Below are 16,858 nucleotides of genomic sequence, written 5' to 3' on the forward strand. Positions count from 1 at the left end.
CGTCTGACGACACGCTGGAGGGCGGCGAAGGCGATGACCGGCTGGTTGGCGGTATCGGCGCTGATGCGATGAGCGGGGGGCTTGGCAACGACATTTATTATGTTGACGATGCAGGCGATACAGTAACGGAGAACGCTGATGAGGGCACTGATACGGTAGTCTCGACGGTCAATTATACGCTGGGCGATAACGTAGAGAACCTGACCTTGACGGGCACCGGACCCTTAAACGGCACCGGCAATGCGCTTGATAACCGCATCGTTGGCCGCGATGGTGTTAATGTGTTGAGCGGCCTTGCGGGTAACGACGTGCTGGTCGGCGGCGCGTCTGACGACACGCTGGAGGGCGGCGAAGGCGATGACCGGCTGGTTGGCGGACTTGGTAATGACACTGCCGTATTTGCAGGAGAGATTTCTACATATTCGATCATCACGTCTGGAGGGTCGTTCTTGGTCAGAGACAATGCTGCCGCGGTCGATGGTGATGATGGTTCCGACAGAGTTTTGAGTGTTGAATATTTGACTTTCAAGAATGCAGAAACAGTATCCCTCTCTGCTCCGATCATTCTGGATCTCGATGGCAACGGCATTGAAACAATCAATGCAGCTTCAAGTTCGGCGCGTTTCGATCTTAACGGTGATGGTATTGCTGATGATACTAGCTGGATCGGAACTGGTGATGCATTTTTGTTTCTGGATCGCGATGGGAACGGAACAATGTCAGGAGCTGACGAGATCAGTTTCATAGATGATGTTGAAGAAGCCGCCTCAGACCTTGCAGGTCTACGCGCCTTTGACTCAAATGGTGACGGTGTCCTTACAAAAGACGATGATCGTTTTGATGATTTCGGTATCTGGCGTGATGCCAACGGAGACGGTGTGGTCAACGATGGTGAAACCTTGTCTTTAACAGAGGCGGGCATCGCGTCGTTCGACTTAACCGGAACAGCGGTTGAATCTGTTTTTGAATTTGGCGAGGTAGCCGTCGTGAATACGGGCAGCTTTACCCTCGCAAATGGCGAGCAGCGCACTTTTGCCGATGCCGCATTGACCTACTATTCGGGTTCATCAGCTCCAATGGAGTTTGGCAGCGATAGATCAGTGCCAACCGATTATGCTTCACAAGATCCTGTTGAATTCCGTTATGGCAATTGGGTCGAAGGGTTGTTAAGCAGTGGATGGCGTCGCATGGCTGGAACTATGCTTAGTGATCCAGACCTTCGCAGGAATACTCGCTATTCATCTCCGCATATGGCGAGTAGCGACTTGACTGCAGGACAAGCTGCGGAGCCTCAGCGACTGCATGTATTGCCAGAAATACAAAGGCCTTTGTCTGATCTCCGAAGTACGACTGAGACAGAAATCAGTACGGCAAACGCAGTCGCAGACAATGTGCCATCCAGTTGCCCTACTCTGCATCTCACACGCGATAGGATGGAAATTTATGGAGGCGGCCCGCTCGTGCTGGATGGATTGACCATACAAGATATTATGGAACAGCGTTTTTTCGGAGGTCCGGACGCTTTGGATACCGACACTCCGGCTGTTCAACCTACTGCAGCTTTGCCCAAAACGTTGAGACCAACGACCGAGGGCGATGATCTAACCTTTATGGGTAAGGATGATCCAATTGGCACACCCGCAAATGGTCTATCGGATATCAACAATACGCGACGTTTAGCCCTGCTGCGGCAAGATATGGCCAGCTTTGGCATCCAAGGCGCATTAGATGAGAGGCAAGCAAGGCAAAGTTCAACGCAATTGTTAGATCATCTGTACTCCTAACCGTATTGAAGGGCTTGTGGAATGGGCGCAGCTGTCAAGAACGCTAAGCAGTGCCATGCCGGAATTGATCTGGTGTTTGAGCTTGGATCGATACTGGCCGTAATGGCTACGACTCATGAGCGTCTGCTTTCTCGGCCTTCAGTTCCATAAGCAGCTATTCCACTTCCTTTCCCGCTTACGGTCTTTCGCTAACGGTTGCTTGGTAGATATCCCTTAAAAGCCGTCTGTCCGCTTTTGGTGCGAGGATCAGGCAAAGCCCAAGCGCCCGCCATCGCGATTCATCAACTTTCGAACCATTAGTGGAACAGGGGACTGTAAAGGACGTTCTACCCATCTCAGGCGCGCCCCACTTTTTGTGCGATTCCCTTACACATGTCTTACACACTTACACAAAACCTTACACAAATTTGGCTTGACGAAAAAATTATAACTTGTTATCAGTATATTAAATTTGTCTCGTTCCACTCAAAATGCGGTTCTTAACGGAGTGCCCGTTCGAGTCGGGCCAGGGGCACCACTCCTTTCAACAGTGCAGCGATTGCGCTCTCGCCGGTGATTGGGCGCGCATTATTATAGCCGCTAAGCGTCCAAAGCCTGCCAGGTTCAGTCGGACGGCTCAGCTATATCACATGACATTATGCAGGGTTTGCGCCATCGCGCCCCGTTTTGGCCCCGCTTGATCGCGACCTCACTTATTTGCGATTTGCGCATCGTGAGACTGCAATATCGACCCGTCATCGCCATTATCGCGGCGGCTGGGCCCGTAATCGGGATCGATCGAGCCATCGTGATGGGGGTGTCGCGCTCCGCCGAATAGGAGCGAGTTCATGCGATTTTAGCTCCGACTGTATAAATGCACGCCGCGCGAGCTCAGGCGGGTCGATCAATCGGACCGATAATCGACGAAATAGCTTGTGTTTAATGCTGTCCTTTGAGAGTCAGTGTTGTAACGATGCCAGACGCACCCTCCTATCACGCCCTTGCGGCGATGGCCGTGACAATCGCGATGTTTGTCGCCTTTGCGCGCGGACGGCTTTCTGTTGAGATTGTTTCGCTGCTGACCATCGCAGTTATTGCGGTTGGGCTGTATTTTTTTCCGCTGGAAGATACCAAGCCAACGGACGGGTTGGCGCTCGCATTTTCCGGGTTCGGCCATTACGCGCTAATTACCATCTGCGCGCTGATGATAATGGGGCGGGGACTGGTGGTGACCGGCGCGCTGGAGCCTGCCGCACGGCTGCTGGAGGGGGTGTTCAAGATTAATCTGCAGCTCGGCCTGCTGGTTTCACTGCTCATCGCGTTTTTTCTGTCGATGGCCGTTAATGACACGCCGGTTCTGGTTCTGCTGCTGCCGATATTCGTGGCGCTGGCCAACCGCGGCGGGCTGGCAGCATCGAAGACGCTGATCCCGCTTAATGCCGCTGTTCTGATCGGCGGGATGGCAACTACCATTGGGACTTCGACCAACATTCTGGTGGTGTCAATTGCGGTTGATTTGGGCATGCCGCCGATGGGCGTGTTCCACTATACACCGATAGTGCTGATCGCCGCATTGGTTGCGCTGCCATATTTATGGCTCGTGATGCCCCGATTGCTTGGCGATAACCGGGTTGAAACAGAAGATACGGTCCGACGCTTTGAAGCGCGCTTGCGGATAGGGGCGGACAGCGTTCTTGCCGGACAGGAATTGGCGGCGATTTTGCCCAAACTTCCCGCAGATCTGAAATTCATTGGTGCGCCCGATGGTGCCATATATGAAGACCAGCGATTGCTTGTCACTGGAACGCATGAAGCATTGGAAGATGCCATGCGCACGCTGAAAGGGGAAGTTGCTCCGGGTTGGGTATTGGACCGGATCAAGCGCAAATCGACTGAAAAACGCAGAGACATAACCGTGGTCGAAATGACTGTGACGGGGGATTCGCGGTTGATATCACGTACCATGTCGACCTCTGGCATTGCCGATTTATACGGGGTTGCGGTTTTAGGTATCCACCGGCCCGAGCGTATTCTGGGGCAACAGCGGGACGAGTTTAATCCTGGCGGAGATTTGCGCATCGCGGAAGGCGATGTGCTACTGGTTATGGGGCTGCTTGAAGACCTGCATGATTTTGCCCGCAATGATAGCCTGTTGATCCTGGACGGTGCCCGCGAGTTGCCGCGCCGATCCAAGGCTGTTCTGGCCGCAGCGATCATGTTCGGGTCGGTATTTACCGCGTCGATTGGATTGCTGCCAATTGCGATTTCTGCGCTGGCCGGGGCGATACTGATGTTTGTTACCGGCTGCGTGAAGTTTGACCGCGTCGGCAGGGCGCTATCGGCGAAAGTGATCGTGCTGGTCGCTGCCAGTATCGCGATTGGCCGGATTATACTGGAAAGCGGCGCTGCCGCATGGCTTGGCGAATTGATGTCTATGGGATTGCAGCATTTGCCGCCTGCCGCAGTGTTGGCTGTCATTATGCTGTTCGTCACTTTGCTGACTAACTTTGCGTCCAATGCGACGGCGGCGACTGTGGGTACGCCGATTGCCTTTAACATCGCCTCGCAATTGGGTCTGCCGGCAGAGCCATTGATTCTTGCGGTCTTGTTTGGCTGCAATCTGTGTTATGCGACACCCATCGCATATCAGACCAATATGTTGATTATGGCGGAAGGCAGTTACGAATTTAAGGACTATATTCGCACCGGTGTGCCGCTGGTGGTGCTGATGGTCACTACGTTATCGATATTGCTGGTGATGACATATGGGATGTAGCTGTTAACGTTGGTGAGACGATTTCTTTTGATGGGGGTGTCAGTATGATGAGAACGGTTTTGGTAGCAAGCTGCGCGGCACTTGCCTTGAGCGTGCCGGTCAACGCCAACGAGCTGCGTGACGCATTGAGCGAAGATATGCCCGCGCTGATGGCGCTGTACCGTGATCTGCATGCCAACCCTGAACTAAGCTTCCAGGAAGTAGAGACCGCGGCAAAATTGGCAATTCGGGCCCGCGCGCTCGGTTTTGAGGTAACCGAGAACATCGGTAAGACCGGCGTCGTTGCCGTGATGCGCAACGGGGATGGGCCAGTGGTCATGCTGCGCGCAGATATGGATGGGCTTCCGCTAGAGGAGAAGACCGGACTACCTTATGCATCCAAGCGGACGGCGGTTCCGGCATCAGGGGTCGAAACCGGCGTGATGCACGCCTGCGGTCACGATACGCATATGACAGCTTGGGTTGGCGCCGCGCAGCTTCTGTCCGAACGCAGGGACCAATGGTCGGGCACGCTGGTGATGATCCTTCAGCCTGCCGAAGAAATTGGCGAGGGCGCTCTCGCGATGCTGGAGGACGGGCTTTATACGCGGTTCCCCAAGCCGGATTATGTTTTGGGATTCCACGATGCGGCCCAATTTCCCGCCGGCATGATCGGGTATTCGCCTGGCTTCGCGCTGGCCAATGTCGACAGTGTCGACGTAACCGTTCCCGGCGTGGGCGGCCACGGTGCCTATCCGCATACGACGAAAGATCCGATTGTTCTGGCCAGCGCCATTGTGATGAAGCTGCAAACTTTGGTGAGCCGCGAAAGCAGCCCGCTAGATCCCGCAGTGGTTACTGTGGGCAGTTTTCATTCTGGCCATAAACATAATATCATTTCAGACGAAGCGCGCCTGCAGATTACGGTGCGGTCCTACACGGACGAATCGCGCCAGCTCTTGCTGGATGGCATCGCCCGTATTGCCAAGGGTGAGGCGATAGCCGCAGGCATGCCTGAGGACCGGATGCCGGTTGTAACGGTACAGGATCCCTATACGCCATCGACCTACAATTCGCCTGACTTTACGGAAACCGTCATGGACGGTTATCGCGCGCGTTTTGGCGAGGAGCGCGTCATGCAAGTACCATCGGTGATGGGCGGAGAGGATTTCGGCCAGTTCCTGCGCGCAAGCCCCGATGATACGAAGTCACTTATTTTCTGGGTAGGCGGGGTGCCGCAAGACCAGTTTGACAAGGCGCAGAATGGAGAGGGTGAATTGCCCTCGCTGCACAGTCCGTTCTGGGCGCCTGACGCTGAAAACGTTATTGCGACTGCAGCAGAAGCCATGAGCGCGACGGTGCTGGACTTGCTTAAGCCCGCGTAGAGTCAGCTGCGGTCAGAAATCTGCGCTCGGGCCTGATCCTCCGGAACGGGCAAGCGAACTGTTAGAAACGAGCTCGATCGTGTCTCGGCTTGTCACCGGACTGACCCCGCCGTTCAGACGCGCCAGCAGGGCCTCCTGATCGTTCTCGGACATGGTGAGGAATCTGTCGCGCGTAATGCCCAGGTGTTTGAGCTCAACATCGGTAACGGCGCTCACAAGCTTGCGCAGTAAGGGCACATTTCTGGCACTATTGGCAGCCGTAGAAAATCCGCCAACCGGCGTAAGCGAACCTGGTGCAGCGCCGCTATAAAATCCGCCCAGTCCCCCTGAGTCTGAGACGCTACTGTTGGCGATGACCATGACCGGGTCCTTGGGTTTCTCGGCATAGGCCTGAATATCGGCTGCCTGCTCCACCACGGCCTCTCGGCTTTCGCCATCGGCCATTAAGGCGAGCACAACGGTAAGGCCCACGGTGACCAATGCGAAATGCTTGTACATCTTGGCATTTACGACAATGAGTTTTTGTTTGCTGGCCATATTTTCCGCTTAACGCGTAGAGGTTAAGCATCATCTTGAATTTATGGTTATCAAATACGTAACCGCCGATGCGATGTTCTGTTATTGCTGAAGCGGCAAAATGTGCGGCCGCCAGAACTGAAGCTCTGACGGCCGCGTCTCCTCCCCAGGAGATAGGTTTGATGAGTCAGCTATAGGTGCCGAGCCGGTGGTGAAGCGCATTGATTTTAGCGAGCTCTTCGCGGTCATCAGTCGTTTTCGCATGGCTCGCCAGAGCGGTGCGCAGCAATTTGAAATCAGCGGTCGACAGCAGCGCACGTGCGCGGCCAGGTTCGCTTGGCTTTTTCTCGGTATCGGACATGCTATCTTCTTCCTTTATTCCAGCTGCCACCTGTCAGGCGGCGGCGGTTCTACCTGCATCATCAGGCAGCGGCAAACTGGTTCATCGTGTTCTTGGCGCCGCCGGCCTTCAGAGCTGCTTCGCCCGCAAAAGCGTCCTTGTGATCGTCACCAATATCGCTTCCTGACATGTTCTGGTGTTTGACACAGGCAATTCCTTCACGGATCTCCTTACGCTGTACCCCTTTGACATAGCCAAGCATACCTTCATCGCCAAAATACTCCTTGGCGAGATTGTCAGTGCTGAGCGCCGCCGTGTGATAAGTGGGCAAGGTGATCAGGTGGTGGAAAATACCTGCCTGTGCAGCCGCATCGCGCTGGAATGTGCGGATCTTCTCATCAGCCTCGATTGCAAGATCGGTTGCATCATAATCGACGCTCATCAAATTATCCCGCTCGAATGCCGACACGTCCTTACCCGCCTCGGCCCAGGCATCATAGACTTGCTGACGGAAATTGAGTGTCCAGTTAAAACTGGGGGAATTGTTATAGACCAGTTTCGCATTGGGAATAACTTCGCGGATGCGGTCCACCATACCGCCGATCTGGCCAATATGCGGCTTCTCGGTCTCGATCCACAGCAGATCAGCGCCGTTCTGCAGTGATGTGATGCTATCCAGGACGCAGCGATCCTCGCCGGTTCCAGCGCGGAACTGGAAGAGGTTGGATGGCAGACGTTTTGGCCGCAGCAACTTGCCTTCACGGCTCAGAAAGACATCACCGTTCTGGATGGCAGACGGATCAATCTCTTCACAATCAAGGAAGCTATTATACTGGTCGCCCAGGTCGCCTTCTTCTTTTGTGACAGCGATCTGCTTGGTAAGACCGGCTCCGAGCGAGTCTGTGCGCGCGACAATGATGCCATCTTCAACACCCAGCTCAAGAAATGCGTAACGGATAGCACGGATTTTCTGCAAGAAATCTTCATGCGGGACGGTAACCTTACCATCCTGGTGGCCGCATTGTTTTTCATCAGAAACCTGATTTTCGATTTGTAATGCACAGGCACCGGCTTCGATCATTTTTTTGGCCAGCAGATAGGTAGCTTCCGCATTGCCAAAACCAGCATCGATATCAGCAATGATAGGAACGACATGGGTTTCATAATTATCGATTGCGTGTTCTAGCCGTTTGGCTTCGACCGCGTCGCCCGCATCACGGGCAGCATCGAGCGCGCGGAACATTCCGCCCAATTCGCGGGCGTCAGCCTGTTTGAGAAACGTGTAGAGCTCTTCAATCAAGGCGGAGACGCTGGTTTTTTCATGCATGGATTGGTCAGGCAACGGGCCAAATTCGCTGCGCAACGCGGCAACCATCCAGCCGGACAGATAAAGGTAACGCTGTTTGGTTCCGCCAAAATGTTTCTTGATCGAAATCATCTTCTGCTGCGCGATAAATCCGTGCCAGCAGCCGAGTGACTGCGTGTACTGTGCCGGGTCCGCATCATATGCATCCATATCAGCACGCATGATTTTGGCTGTGTATCTGGCAATATCGATGCCAGTGTTGAAGCGGTTTTGCAGCTTCATCCGCGCGGCTGTCTCCGCATTGATCGCACTCCACGGTGAACCTTGCTTTTTAATAGCCTGGTCCAGTTCGCTGATAGTGTTTTGGTAAGTCATATTATTCTCCGAGGGAGGGGAAGGAGGGGCGGCAATTGTGCCTGCCCGACCGCTATGAACGAGTACCGTGCACAATAATATGGAAAATTACATACTTTCTTGTCTTTTGACACGATATAGGCAAGGTGTCTGTGTAATTATGTAATGAAAGTGACAAATGCCAGATCAAGCCATCTTTGCCGGCGCAGCGATCCGCCGGCTGCGCAAGCGTGAAGGGCTCACTCAGGCGGCAATGGCGTCTCGACTGTCATTCTCACCCAGTTATCTCAATCTGATTGAGCGTAACCAGCGGCCATTGTCGGCCCGGGTAATTGTTCAAATCGTCGATCAGTTCGATTTTGACCCGCGCAGCCTTCGCGAAGATGAAGCGATTGGCGGGGTTGACGGCATGGCCCGCCGCCTCACGGATGAACGCTTTGCCGGTCTTGATATTGATCGTGATGAAATTGCCGAGTTTCTGGCGGCCGCTCCGCATGTCGCCGCCGCTTTCGCTAAGCTGTATGATACCGCTGGCGATAGCGTAGAAACCGCGAATGACCCGCTTGCGCAAGCGCGTGCTGAAATCGAAAAATGGCGCAATCATTTTGCCGATTTGGATGATGTCGCAGAGGGATTAGCGGATGAGCTGCGGCTTTCTCGCGGTGATCTGGGCGTGGCGCTGGCAAAACGTCTGCGCGTCAAACATCAGTTAATGATCCGCATCTTGCCGAGCGATGTGATGCCCAATGCTCTGGTGCGGCTCGATCTGCATGCGCGGCAGCTGCAATTGTCCGAAATGCTGACGCCAGCCTCGCGTAATTTTCAGATTGCGGTGCAGATCGCTCAGCTTGAGCAGCGTGACGAGATCGTCAGCCTCGCGTCAGGCTCAAAATTTACTGATGAGGCCGCACGGTCCTTGTTTGAACGCCATCTATATGGCTATTTTGGAGCGGCATTGCTGATGCCCTATGGCCGCTTCTTCAGAGCCTGCGAGAGCACGAATTATGATTTGCAGATTTTGCAAATGCGTTTCGGCGTGAGCTTTGAACAGCTCGCCCACCGGCTAACGACCATGCAGCGTATTGGCCAGCGCGGGCTGCCGTTTTTTATGGCGCGTATTGATCGGGCCGGGCAGTTCTCCAAACGTTTTTCCGGTGCCAGTGGTGCAACCTTACTCGAAACAGACAAGAGCTGCCCGTTATGGATCGCCAACCGCGTTTTTGACCGTCCGGGACAGTTATGCACCCAGCCTATCAAAGTCGACGGAGGCGAGGCCGGACCTGATAGCTGGGTCACGATGGCCCAAACCGTATCGGGTAGCGGTGCACCGCACGAGGCACAATTTGCTGTGGTTCTAGGTGTCGAGAGCCGCTTTGCCGACAGCCTCTCGCTCGACAGGATTGAAGAAAAACCGGTTGCGATTGGTTTGGGGTGTGCCCGCTGTTACCGGCCCGAATGCCGTCAACGCAGTCTGCCCCCTGGCAGAGCTACCCTGCGGTTTGACCCGGTGGTGCGCGGCAACACACCGTTTGCCTTCGGCGAGGGCTGAGATCAGGCATTAGCGGAGCGTTAAGATAGAAAAATTCTTGAATACAGTGCATTAGGCCATCTGTGTAAAATTTACCGACATTTCACTTCTTTGCCGTATCTGGTTTTGATCAATTGCGATTCCAGGCCGGCACACATGATCCGTTTGTTTAAACATTATATACCCAACGCGGTGGTTCTGCTCGCCCTTTGCGATATTGCCTTGCTGTTTTTGGCCGGTGAGCTGGGCTGGCAGCTGCGTGCGTCGCAAATCGGCATGACACCTGGCTTGCTCAGCGACCGGTCATTTTCCATGATCGCATTCGTTGCAATGGTGTGGATCGCGATGGTCTCGGTCGGCTTGTACGGCAGTGATGCGCTACGCTCCTTGCGGTTTGCCTGTTCGCGTCTGCTGGTTGCTATCAGCCTTGGCATTATCGCGGTCTCTGTTCTGGACTATCTGGTCCCGGGCTCGGGTTTATGGCGATCAACGCTGCTCTATGCGATGGCATTCGCGGTGATGTGTTTGATCGGTAACCGACTGGTCGTCGGAAAGTTTCTAGGCACATCAACATTTCGGCGCCGGGTCATGGTCCTCGGGGCCGGTATGCACGCAATGCGTCTGAAAAAACTGTCTGAAAAGGACGGATCGGGTTTCTCGATCGTGTCCTTTGTCGGGATGAATGAAGGTGAGCAGATCGTCAAAGAGGCGATAGCGCGCTCGGCTGTGCATGATCTGGGTAAATTCGCTGAAAATCTCGGTGTCAGCGAAGTCGTGTTAGCATTGGAGGAGCGGCGCAATTCATTGCCGCTCAAAGATTTGCTGCGGATGAAAACCACTGGCGTTCACATCAACGATTTCAGCAGCTTTGTAGAGCGTGAGACCGGGCGGGTCGATCTCGATTCGGTCAATCCCAGCTGGCTCATATTCTCGGACGGGTTTTCATCGGGGCGCATGTTTTCAAGCGCGGCCAAACGGATGTTTGATATTCTGGCAAGCGGCCTGTTGCTCCTTCTCACCCTCCCGATTATTGTCCTGTTCGCCATACTGGTGAAACTCGATAACAAAGGTCCGGCGTTCTTCCGTCAACCGCGGGTTGGTCTGTTCGGCCAGACTTTCGATGTGATCAAGCTGCGTTCGATGCGCACCGATGCGGAGAAAGACGGGGTAAAATGGGCGGAAGAAAATGACCCGCGCATCACCCGTTTGGGGCGCTTTATCCGTAAAGTGCGGATTGATGAATTACCGCAAACGTGGAGCGTGCTGAAAGGCGAAATGAGCTTTGTCGGGCCGCGTCCCGAAGTCCCCAAATTCGTGACCGATCTTGAAGAGCAGCTTCCCTATTACGCGGAACGGCATATGGTGAAGCCGGGTATCACCGGTTGGGCGCAGATCAACTATCCCTATGGCGCGTCAATCGAAGATGCGCGGCACAAGCTCGAATATGACCTTTATTACGCCAAGAATTATACGCCGTTTCTTGATCTGTTGATCCTTCTGCAGACGCTGCGCGTGGTGCTGTGGCCTGAAGGCGCGCGTTAATGGGAAGCTGGACCGAAGCGTGGCTTGTTGCAGGCTTCGCCATGTATCTTGGCGGCGCAGCAGCCTGTGCCATCGGTGCTGGGTGGATATGGCGGATGGGCGACCGCGACCGGCCTGATCGCAGGGCAGTTCTCGCGGCGCTTTCTCTGACTGCAAGCTGGTGTGTCATGGTCGCTGCGTTCGGACCCTTGTCATCGTGGTCCTCCATGGCAGAAGTTTGCCGCAATCTTGCATGGTTACACGTATTGTACCGCCTGTTTGCGCATGATGGACGGCATGAAACCTTGCGGCCCATCCGGCCTGTCATGGCGGCGTTGGCATTTGTTGAGTGTCTGCAGATTGTTTTGATCGTTATCGCGGTTCGCTTTGCAATCACCACAGAGTTAGAAATTCTGGTCTTTCAGGTATCCGCGATGTTCCGCGTAATGGTATCGGTTGGCGCGCTGGTACTGCTGCACAACCTCTATGTCGGGGCAACGCAAAGCATCCGGCCCGTGCTGCGATGGACTGCGGCTGCTCTTGCAGCAATGTGGTCCTTTGATCTCAATTTCGATACCGTCGCCTATCTTGGCGGGGAATTGCCGCTCGAACTTGCCGCGATCCGCGGATTGGTCGTCGCGTCCATGACCGTACCCTTAGCGATTGGCTCTACCCGCAGCGCCGCACAAATACGATTACGGCCATCGCGCAAAGTTGCCTTTCAGACATTGTCGCTGTTGGTGATTGGCGCGTATTTGCTGTTGATGGTGGGCATAGCCCAGTCGCTATCCATGCTGGGCGGCGATGTGGGCCGGTTAACTCAGGTTGGCTTCACTTTTGCAGCCACCGTGGTTGCCCTATTGTGGCTCCCTTCGCATCGATTAAGGGGTTGGGTGCGGGTGACGGCGGTCAAGCATCTGTTCCAGCACCGGTATGATTATCGCGCGGAATGGCTGCGCTTTACCCAAACCATTGGCCAGATTGATGGGCATAGCGACGGGCTTGGGGATTTGAAAACTCAAACCGATACCGGTCAAAACCCGGTCGTTTCCAGTGAGACTTTGCAGGGTGAGACTTTGAAAAACCCTACATTGCCGGGGCAAACGTTACAGGAACGCATCGTCAAAAGTATGGCCGACATTACCGACAGCCCATCGGGCCTTTTGTTCCTGGTGGGTGAGGGTGGTGCGCTGGAGCTGGCATCGCGGTGGAACTGGAAGAATGCTGCGGTCCCTGCAACAGATCCGATCCCCAGGGATCTCGCTGACCTATTCGAAAGCCGTGGCTTCATTCTTGATCTGGATGATATTCGTGCGGGCAAAGACTGGCATGGCGAAGCGGTTCTGCTTCCCGATTGGCTGCGCTGCGAACAGGCAGCGTGGGCGATTGTACCGCTCCTCCACTTTGACAGGCTGATCGGCGTTATCGTCTTGTCGCGCCCGGCAGAACCACGACGGCTCGATTGGGAGGATTTTGATTTGCTCCGCGTCGTTGGCCAGCAATTGGCGAGCTATCTCGCCGAGCAGGCCGGGCAGACATCGCTTATGGAATCTGCCCGGTTCGATGAATTTAACCGGCGGATCGCATTTGTGATGCATGACATCAAAAATCTCGCAAGTCAGCTCTCACTGTTGTCGCGCAATGCGCAGCGGCACGCCGACAATCCGGAATTCCGTGCAGATATGCTGGTCACATTGAAAAACAGTGCTGATAAATTAAACGGCCTTCTCGCACGGCTTAACCGGTATGGCACCAGCGGATCGGAAACACGCGGACCGATCGATATGTTGCATGTCGTCAAACGGGTGATGGACCAATACGAGGCAGTTCACCCATTATCTCTGGCGCGAAGAGAGAGCGGAGAGATTATCGCCAATGCCGAAGGTTTGGAACAGGCGCTGGTCCATCTCGTTCAAAACGCAATCGATGCCAGCGACGCCGGCTCTCCTGTCTCTCTTGACATTAGCAGTGACGGAGCAAGCGGGCGGATTGAAGTCATCGACTCCGGCTGCGGGATGAGCGCCGAATTCATTCGCGACGGCTTATTCAAACCGTTTGTGTCGTCCAAAAATTCCGGTTTCGGCATTGGCGCATTTGAAGCGCGGGAAATGATCCGCGGTATGGGCGGACGGCTCGATGTGGATTCGCGTGAAGGCATTGGAACACGCTTCGCGATATCCTTCCCGCTGGCCGCCGCGCAAATCGGCGCAAATGAACCAAAACTGCAACAACAGATGAAGGTGGTGTGATGGCCCATTCGAAACCAGACGCCTTGCCCAAATTGCTCATTGTCGAGGATGATGAAGGTCTGCAGGCACAGTTGAAATGGGCGTATGAGGATTTTGACGTCACGGTTGTGGGCAACCGCGAAAGCGCCTTGGCTGCGCTACGTGCGGAAGAGCCGCCGGTGGTGACGCTTGATCTGGGCCTTCCCCCTGACCCGGACGGCACGACCGAAGGTTTTGCCATTCTCGATGCGATTATGGCGTTGAAACCTGACACGAAGGTTATCGTTGCATCGGGTCATGGTGCCCGTGAGAGTGCACTGCGTGCGATCGAGCGTGGGGCTTATGATTTTTATCAGAAGCCGGTGGACATTGAGTCGCTCGGCCTTGTCGTCCGGCGCGCCTTGAAGCTGCACCAGATAGAAGATGAAAACCGCCGTCTGGCGGGACAGGTAGGCGAGGATAAAACTGTTCTGGGTAAATTGATCACGGCTGCGCCTGAGATGGTGAAAGTGGCCCGCACTATTGAACGCGTTGCCGGTGCCAATGTGTCAGTCATGTTGTTGGGGGCCAGCGGAACGGGGAAAGAATTGCTGGCCCGCGGTGTCCATGATTCCAGTGATCGCAAATCCGGCGCTTTTGTGGCAATCAACTGTGCTGCAATACCTGAAAACCTGCTGGAAAGCGAGCTGTTTGGTCATGAAAAAGGAGCCTTCACAGGAGCGGTAAAAACCACCCAGGGCAAAATTGAGATGGCGCATGGCGGGACCTTGTTCCTTGATGAGGTGGGCGATATTCCGCTGCCGTTGCAGGTGAAATTGCTAAGGTTCCTGCAGGAGCGTACGATTGAGCGTATCGGCGGGCGCACCCCGATCAACGTCGATACGCGAATAGTGTGCGCCACGCACCAAAACCTTGAGAGTATGATCGAGACTGGCGGTTTCCGCGAAGACCTGTTTTACCGCCTCGCCGAGATTGTCATCAAGATACCAACCCTGGCGGAGCGGCCGGGTGATGCTACGCTGCTGGCCAAAGCTTTCCTCAACCGGTTTGCGACCGAAATGAATCCGCAGGTCAAGGGGTTGGCTGCCGATGCGCTCGCGGCGATTGATGGCTGGAATTGGCCGGGGAATGTGCGTGAGCTGGAAAACCGTGTCAAACGCGCGGTCATCATGGCGGATGGCAAGCTTGTGTCAGCAGCCGATCTTGATTTGGAGGGTAGCGAAGAAGACGGCGGCGATGCGCTCAATCTCAAAAGCGCGCGCGAGCAGTCTGATCGCAAGATAATCCGCCATGCACTCGCCCGTAGTGAAGGCAATATTTCGACTACCGCCAAGCTTCTCGGAATAAGCCGGCCAACTTTATACGATCTTTTGAAACAGTATGATCTGCAAACTTAGCATTCCTGCTGGTGCAATTTTGGCGGCAGCATTTTCGCTGGGATTGGCTGGATGCAGCGATCCTGAGCCCGATCCGTCACCTCTGGAGCAGGCCGAGAAAGCGCTTGCCGAGGGAGAGGGCCTGGCCGCGGAAGTGATACTGCGCGATATGCTCGCAGCAGGCGCAGACCGGACTGCATTGGCAGCCTATCTGGGGGAGGCTGAACTGCAGCAAGGGCAATTGGCAGAAGCGCGCCAATGGCTGGGCGATGGTGCGTTTTCTGAAGATATGCGCGGGCACGGCTTCCATATGCTTGCCCGACTGGAAATGCAGGAAGGCAATTTGCCTTCTGCCGGACAGGCATTTGATCAGGCGTTGAAATACCAACCAGAGAGTGCTGAGCTGTGGGTGGATATTGGCCGATTGCGTTACCGGGGCGGTGAACAGGTTCAGGCGGTCGATGCAAGTATTTATGCCGTTGAGCTCGATCCTGAAAATGCCGAAGCTTTGCGTTTTCGTGCCCAATTGGTGCGCGATGCCGAAGGGATGCGAGAAGCCATTCCTTGGTTTGAGCGGGCGCTGGAACGTAATCCCGAAAATGTCGATCTGATGCTTGATTACGCCGCGACGCTTGGCGAGCTGGGCAGAGTAAAGGACATGCTGAGCGTCATCCGCGAAGTATCGCGGATTGATGTTGGCAATAAGCGTGTGTATTTTCTTCAAGCCGTGCTGGCTGCGCGAGCCGGGAATTATGATCTGGCGGGGCTACTGCTGCTGCGCAGCAGCCGTGCGGATCAGGAGATGCCCGCGGCCATGCTGCTATCAGGCATTATTGATCTGGAAAACGGAAACTATGCCAGTGCCGCACAAACGCTTGAGCGGCTGGCTGGCAGACAGCCGGACAACCGCCGTGTGCGCCAATTGCTCGCGCGGGCGTTGTCACTGGGCCAGAACGACCGCGAGCTGATTTATCGCTTTGCCGGGACAGCGCAGCAGCCGAGCGCGTCCCCTTATCTAAGAATGCTGGTGGCGCGGTCTTATGAAGCGTTGGGTGATCGTGAGAAAGCTGGGCCTATGCTGGATTTGGCCGCACTGCCACGAGGCCGAAATTTGGTCGCTGTACCTGCCGGTTCTGACTTGAACGTAGCAGAGGCGAGGGGAGGGGCCACCGGATCGGCTGCATTGGGCTTGATCCGCGCCCGAATCAGCGCCGGTCAAGCAGCCGGCGCGCCTGCTGTGGCGGAACAGTTGCTGCGCAATTTACGCGGGTCCGCTGATGCGCTCGCTCTGGCGGGAGATGCCAATATGGCGGCGCGTAAATATCGCGCTGCGATCAATCGATATACGCAGTTTGGAACGGTGCGAAAGCCGTGGCTGATCACCAGAAAGCTGGTCACTGCGCTGGAGGCGAGCGGCCGCGACAGCGAGGCTCTGGCAGTCCTGGCGCGGTACTTCGTGGGTGATCCGGGCAATACGGAGGCCGCGGCCAGTCTCGCACGCGAAGCCTATATGCGTGATGATTATACCAGCGCCGCCATATTTGCTGATCATGCCTTGACCAATGGCGGAATGCGCGATCCGGTGCTGCACGCCATGCGTGCGGAAATTGCGATCAAAATGGGCGAGACAGAACTAGCCGTGAAGATGGCTAAGCGCGCCTACGCCTTGCAGCCCATGAGTGAAGTGACCACCAATGTGCTCGCGAATGTTTTTCGCGACATTGGCGGACATGATCAAAAGGTTGATACGCTAACAGCCAAGGCGGCAAAGCTGCCGGCCTGATCC

Annotated in this window: 12 protein-coding genes; 8 read left to right on the forward strand and 4 right to left on the reverse strand. The window is 55.1% G+C overall.

The window, feature by feature from the left end; genetic code table 11:
- Positions 1-1,784, forward strand: a 1,784-nt coding sequence (locus WA922_RS11195; RefSeq protein WP_424771792.1) for a calcium-binding protein, incomplete at its 5' end; no start/stop codon positions are given.
- 688 nt (positions 1,785-2,472) lie between these two features.
- Here WA922_RS11195 and WA922_RS11200 read toward each other — a convergent pair.
- Positions 2,473-2,613, reverse strand: coding sequence for a hypothetical protein (locus WA922_RS11200; RefSeq protein ID WP_424771793.1), 141 nt, complete (start codon positions 2,611-2,613; stop codon positions 2,473-2,475).
- 123 nt (positions 2,614-2,736) lie between these two features.
- Here WA922_RS11200 and WA922_RS11205 point away from each other — a divergent pair, with 123 nt between their 5' ends.
- Together WA922_RS11205 and WA922_RS11210 are read left to right on the forward strand one after the other, a co-directional pair.
- Positions 2,737-4,539: an SLC13 family permease gene (locus WA922_RS11205; protein ID WP_424771794.1), complete on the forward strand. Its 1,803-nt coding sequence runs from the start codon at positions 2,737-2,739 to the stop codon at positions 4,537-4,539.
- 44 nt (positions 4,540-4,583) lie between these two features.
- Positions 4,584-5,903 carry an amidohydrolase gene (locus WA922_RS11210; protein WP_424771795.1) on the forward strand — a complete coding sequence of 440 codons (1,320 nt, stop codon included), beginning with the start codon at positions 4,584-4,586 and terminating at the stop codon, positions 5,901-5,903.
- Between the two features lie 12 nt (positions 5,904-5,915).
- On the opposite strand, the gene WA922_RS11215 is transcribed toward WA922_RS11210, so the two are convergent.
- The 3 genes from WA922_RS11215 to WA922_RS11225 all read right to left on the reverse strand — a co-directional run bounded on the left by WA922_RS11215 (position 5,916) and on the right by WA922_RS11225 (position 8,440).
- On the reverse strand, positions 5,916-6,440 hold the full coding sequence (locus WA922_RS11215; protein ID WP_424771796.1) for a hypothetical protein: 525 nt from the start codon (positions 6,438-6,440) through the stop codon (positions 5,916-5,918).
- 166 nt (positions 6,441-6,606) lie between these two features.
- Complete coding sequence (locus WA922_RS11220; protein ID WP_424771797.1) at positions 6,607-6,780, reverse strand: hypothetical protein; 174 nt, start codon at positions 6,778-6,780, stop codon at positions 6,607-6,609.
- A 61-nt stretch (positions 6,781-6,841) separates the two neighbouring features.
- Entirely contained in the window at positions 6,842-8,440 is a 1,599-nt protein-coding gene (locus tag WA922_RS11225) for an isocitrate lyase (RefSeq protein ID WP_424771798.1), read from the reverse strand.
- 157 nt (positions 8,441-8,597) lie between these two features.
- Here WA922_RS11225 and WA922_RS11230 point away from each other — a divergent pair, with 157 nt between their 5' ends.
- The 5 genes from WA922_RS11230 to WA922_RS11250 all read left to right on the forward strand — a co-directional run bounded on the left by WA922_RS11230 (position 8,598) and on the right by WA922_RS11250 (position 16,855).
- Positions 8,598-9,968, forward strand: coding sequence for a helix-turn-helix domain-containing protein (locus tag WA922_RS11230; protein ID WP_424771799.1), 1,371 nt, complete (start codon positions 8,598-8,600; stop codon positions 9,966-9,968).
- Between the two features lie 135 nt (positions 9,969-10,103).
- Positions 10,104-11,489 carry a TIGR03013 family XrtA/PEP-CTERM system glycosyltransferase gene (locus tag WA922_RS11235; protein WP_424771800.1) on the forward strand — a complete coding sequence of 462 codons (1,386 nt, stop codon included), beginning with the start codon at positions 10,104-10,106 and terminating at the stop codon, positions 11,487-11,489.
- Positions 11,489-13,717 (forward strand): XrtA/PEP-CTERM system histidine kinase PrsK, encoded by a 2,229-nt coding sequence (gene prsK / locus WA922_RS11240; protein WP_424771801.1) that lies wholly within the window; start codon positions 11,489-11,491, stop codon positions 13,715-13,717. The genes WA922_RS11235 and prsK overlap by 1 nt, the downstream gene beginning before the upstream one ends.
- Positions 13,717-15,093 (forward strand): PEP-CTERM-box response regulator transcription factor, encoded by a 1,377-nt coding sequence (gene prsR / locus WA922_RS11245; protein WP_424771802.1) that lies wholly within the window; start codon positions 13,717-13,719, stop codon positions 15,091-15,093. Before prsK ends, prsR begins: the two co-directional genes overlap by 1 nt.
- Positions 15,077-16,855 carry a tetratricopeptide repeat protein gene (locus tag WA922_RS11250; protein WP_424771803.1) on the forward strand — a complete coding sequence of 593 codons (1,779 nt, stop codon included), beginning with the start codon at positions 15,077-15,079 and terminating at the stop codon, positions 16,853-16,855. Before prsR ends, WA922_RS11250 begins: the two co-directional genes overlap by 17 nt.
- Positions 16,856-16,858 lie beyond the last annotated feature (3 nt).

Origin of the sequence: Pontixanthobacter sp., assembly GCF_049682855.1 — a bacterium.
Lineage (GTDB): Bacteria > Pseudomonadota > Alphaproteobacteria > Sphingomonadales > Sphingomonadaceae > Pontixanthobacter.

What these genes read in the sequence shown, in the direction of transcription:
- WA922_RS11200 (WP_424771793.1), bottom strand. Translation starts at nt 2,613, where the DNA reads ATGAACTCGCTCCTATTCGGCGGAGCGCGACACCCCCATCACGATGGC.
- WA922_RS11205 (WP_424771794.1), top strand. Translation starts at nt 2,737, where the DNA reads ATGCCAGACGCACCCTCCTATCACGCCCTTGCGGCGATGGCCGTGACA.
- WA922_RS11210 (WP_424771795.1), top strand. Translation starts at nt 4,584, where the DNA reads ATGATGAGAACGGTTTTGGTAGCAAGCTGCGCGGCACTTGCCTTGAGC.
- WA922_RS11215 (WP_424771796.1), bottom strand. Translation starts at nt 6,440, where the DNA reads ATGGCCAGCAAACAAAAACTCATTGTCGTAAATGCCAAGATGTACAAG.
- WA922_RS11220 (WP_424771797.1), bottom strand. Translation starts at nt 6,780, where the DNA reads ATGTCCGATACCGAGAAAAAGCCAAGCGAACCTGGCCGCGCACGTGCG.
- WA922_RS11225 (WP_424771798.1), bottom strand. Translation starts at nt 8,440, where the DNA reads ATGACTTACCAAAACACTATCAGCGAACTGGACCAGGCTATTAAAAAG.
- WA922_RS11230 (WP_424771799.1), top strand. Translation starts at nt 8,598, where the DNA reads ATGCCAGATCAAGCCATCTTTGCCGGCGCAGCGATCCGCCGGCTGCGC.
- WA922_RS11235 (WP_424771800.1), top strand. Translation starts at nt 10,104, where the DNA reads ATGATCCGTTTGTTTAAACATTATATACCCAACGCGGTGGTTCTGCTC.
- prsK (WP_424771801.1), top strand. Translation starts at nt 11,489, where the DNA reads ATGGGAAGCTGGACCGAAGCGTGGCTTGTTGCAGGCTTCGCCATGTAT.
- prsR (WP_424771802.1), top strand. Translation starts at nt 13,717, where the DNA reads ATGGCCCATTCGAAACCAGACGCCTTGCCCAAATTGCTCATTGTCGAG.
- WA922_RS11250 (WP_424771803.1), top strand. Translation starts at nt 15,077, where the DNA reads ATGATCTGCAAACTTAGCATTCCTGCTGGTGCAATTTTGGCGGCAGCA.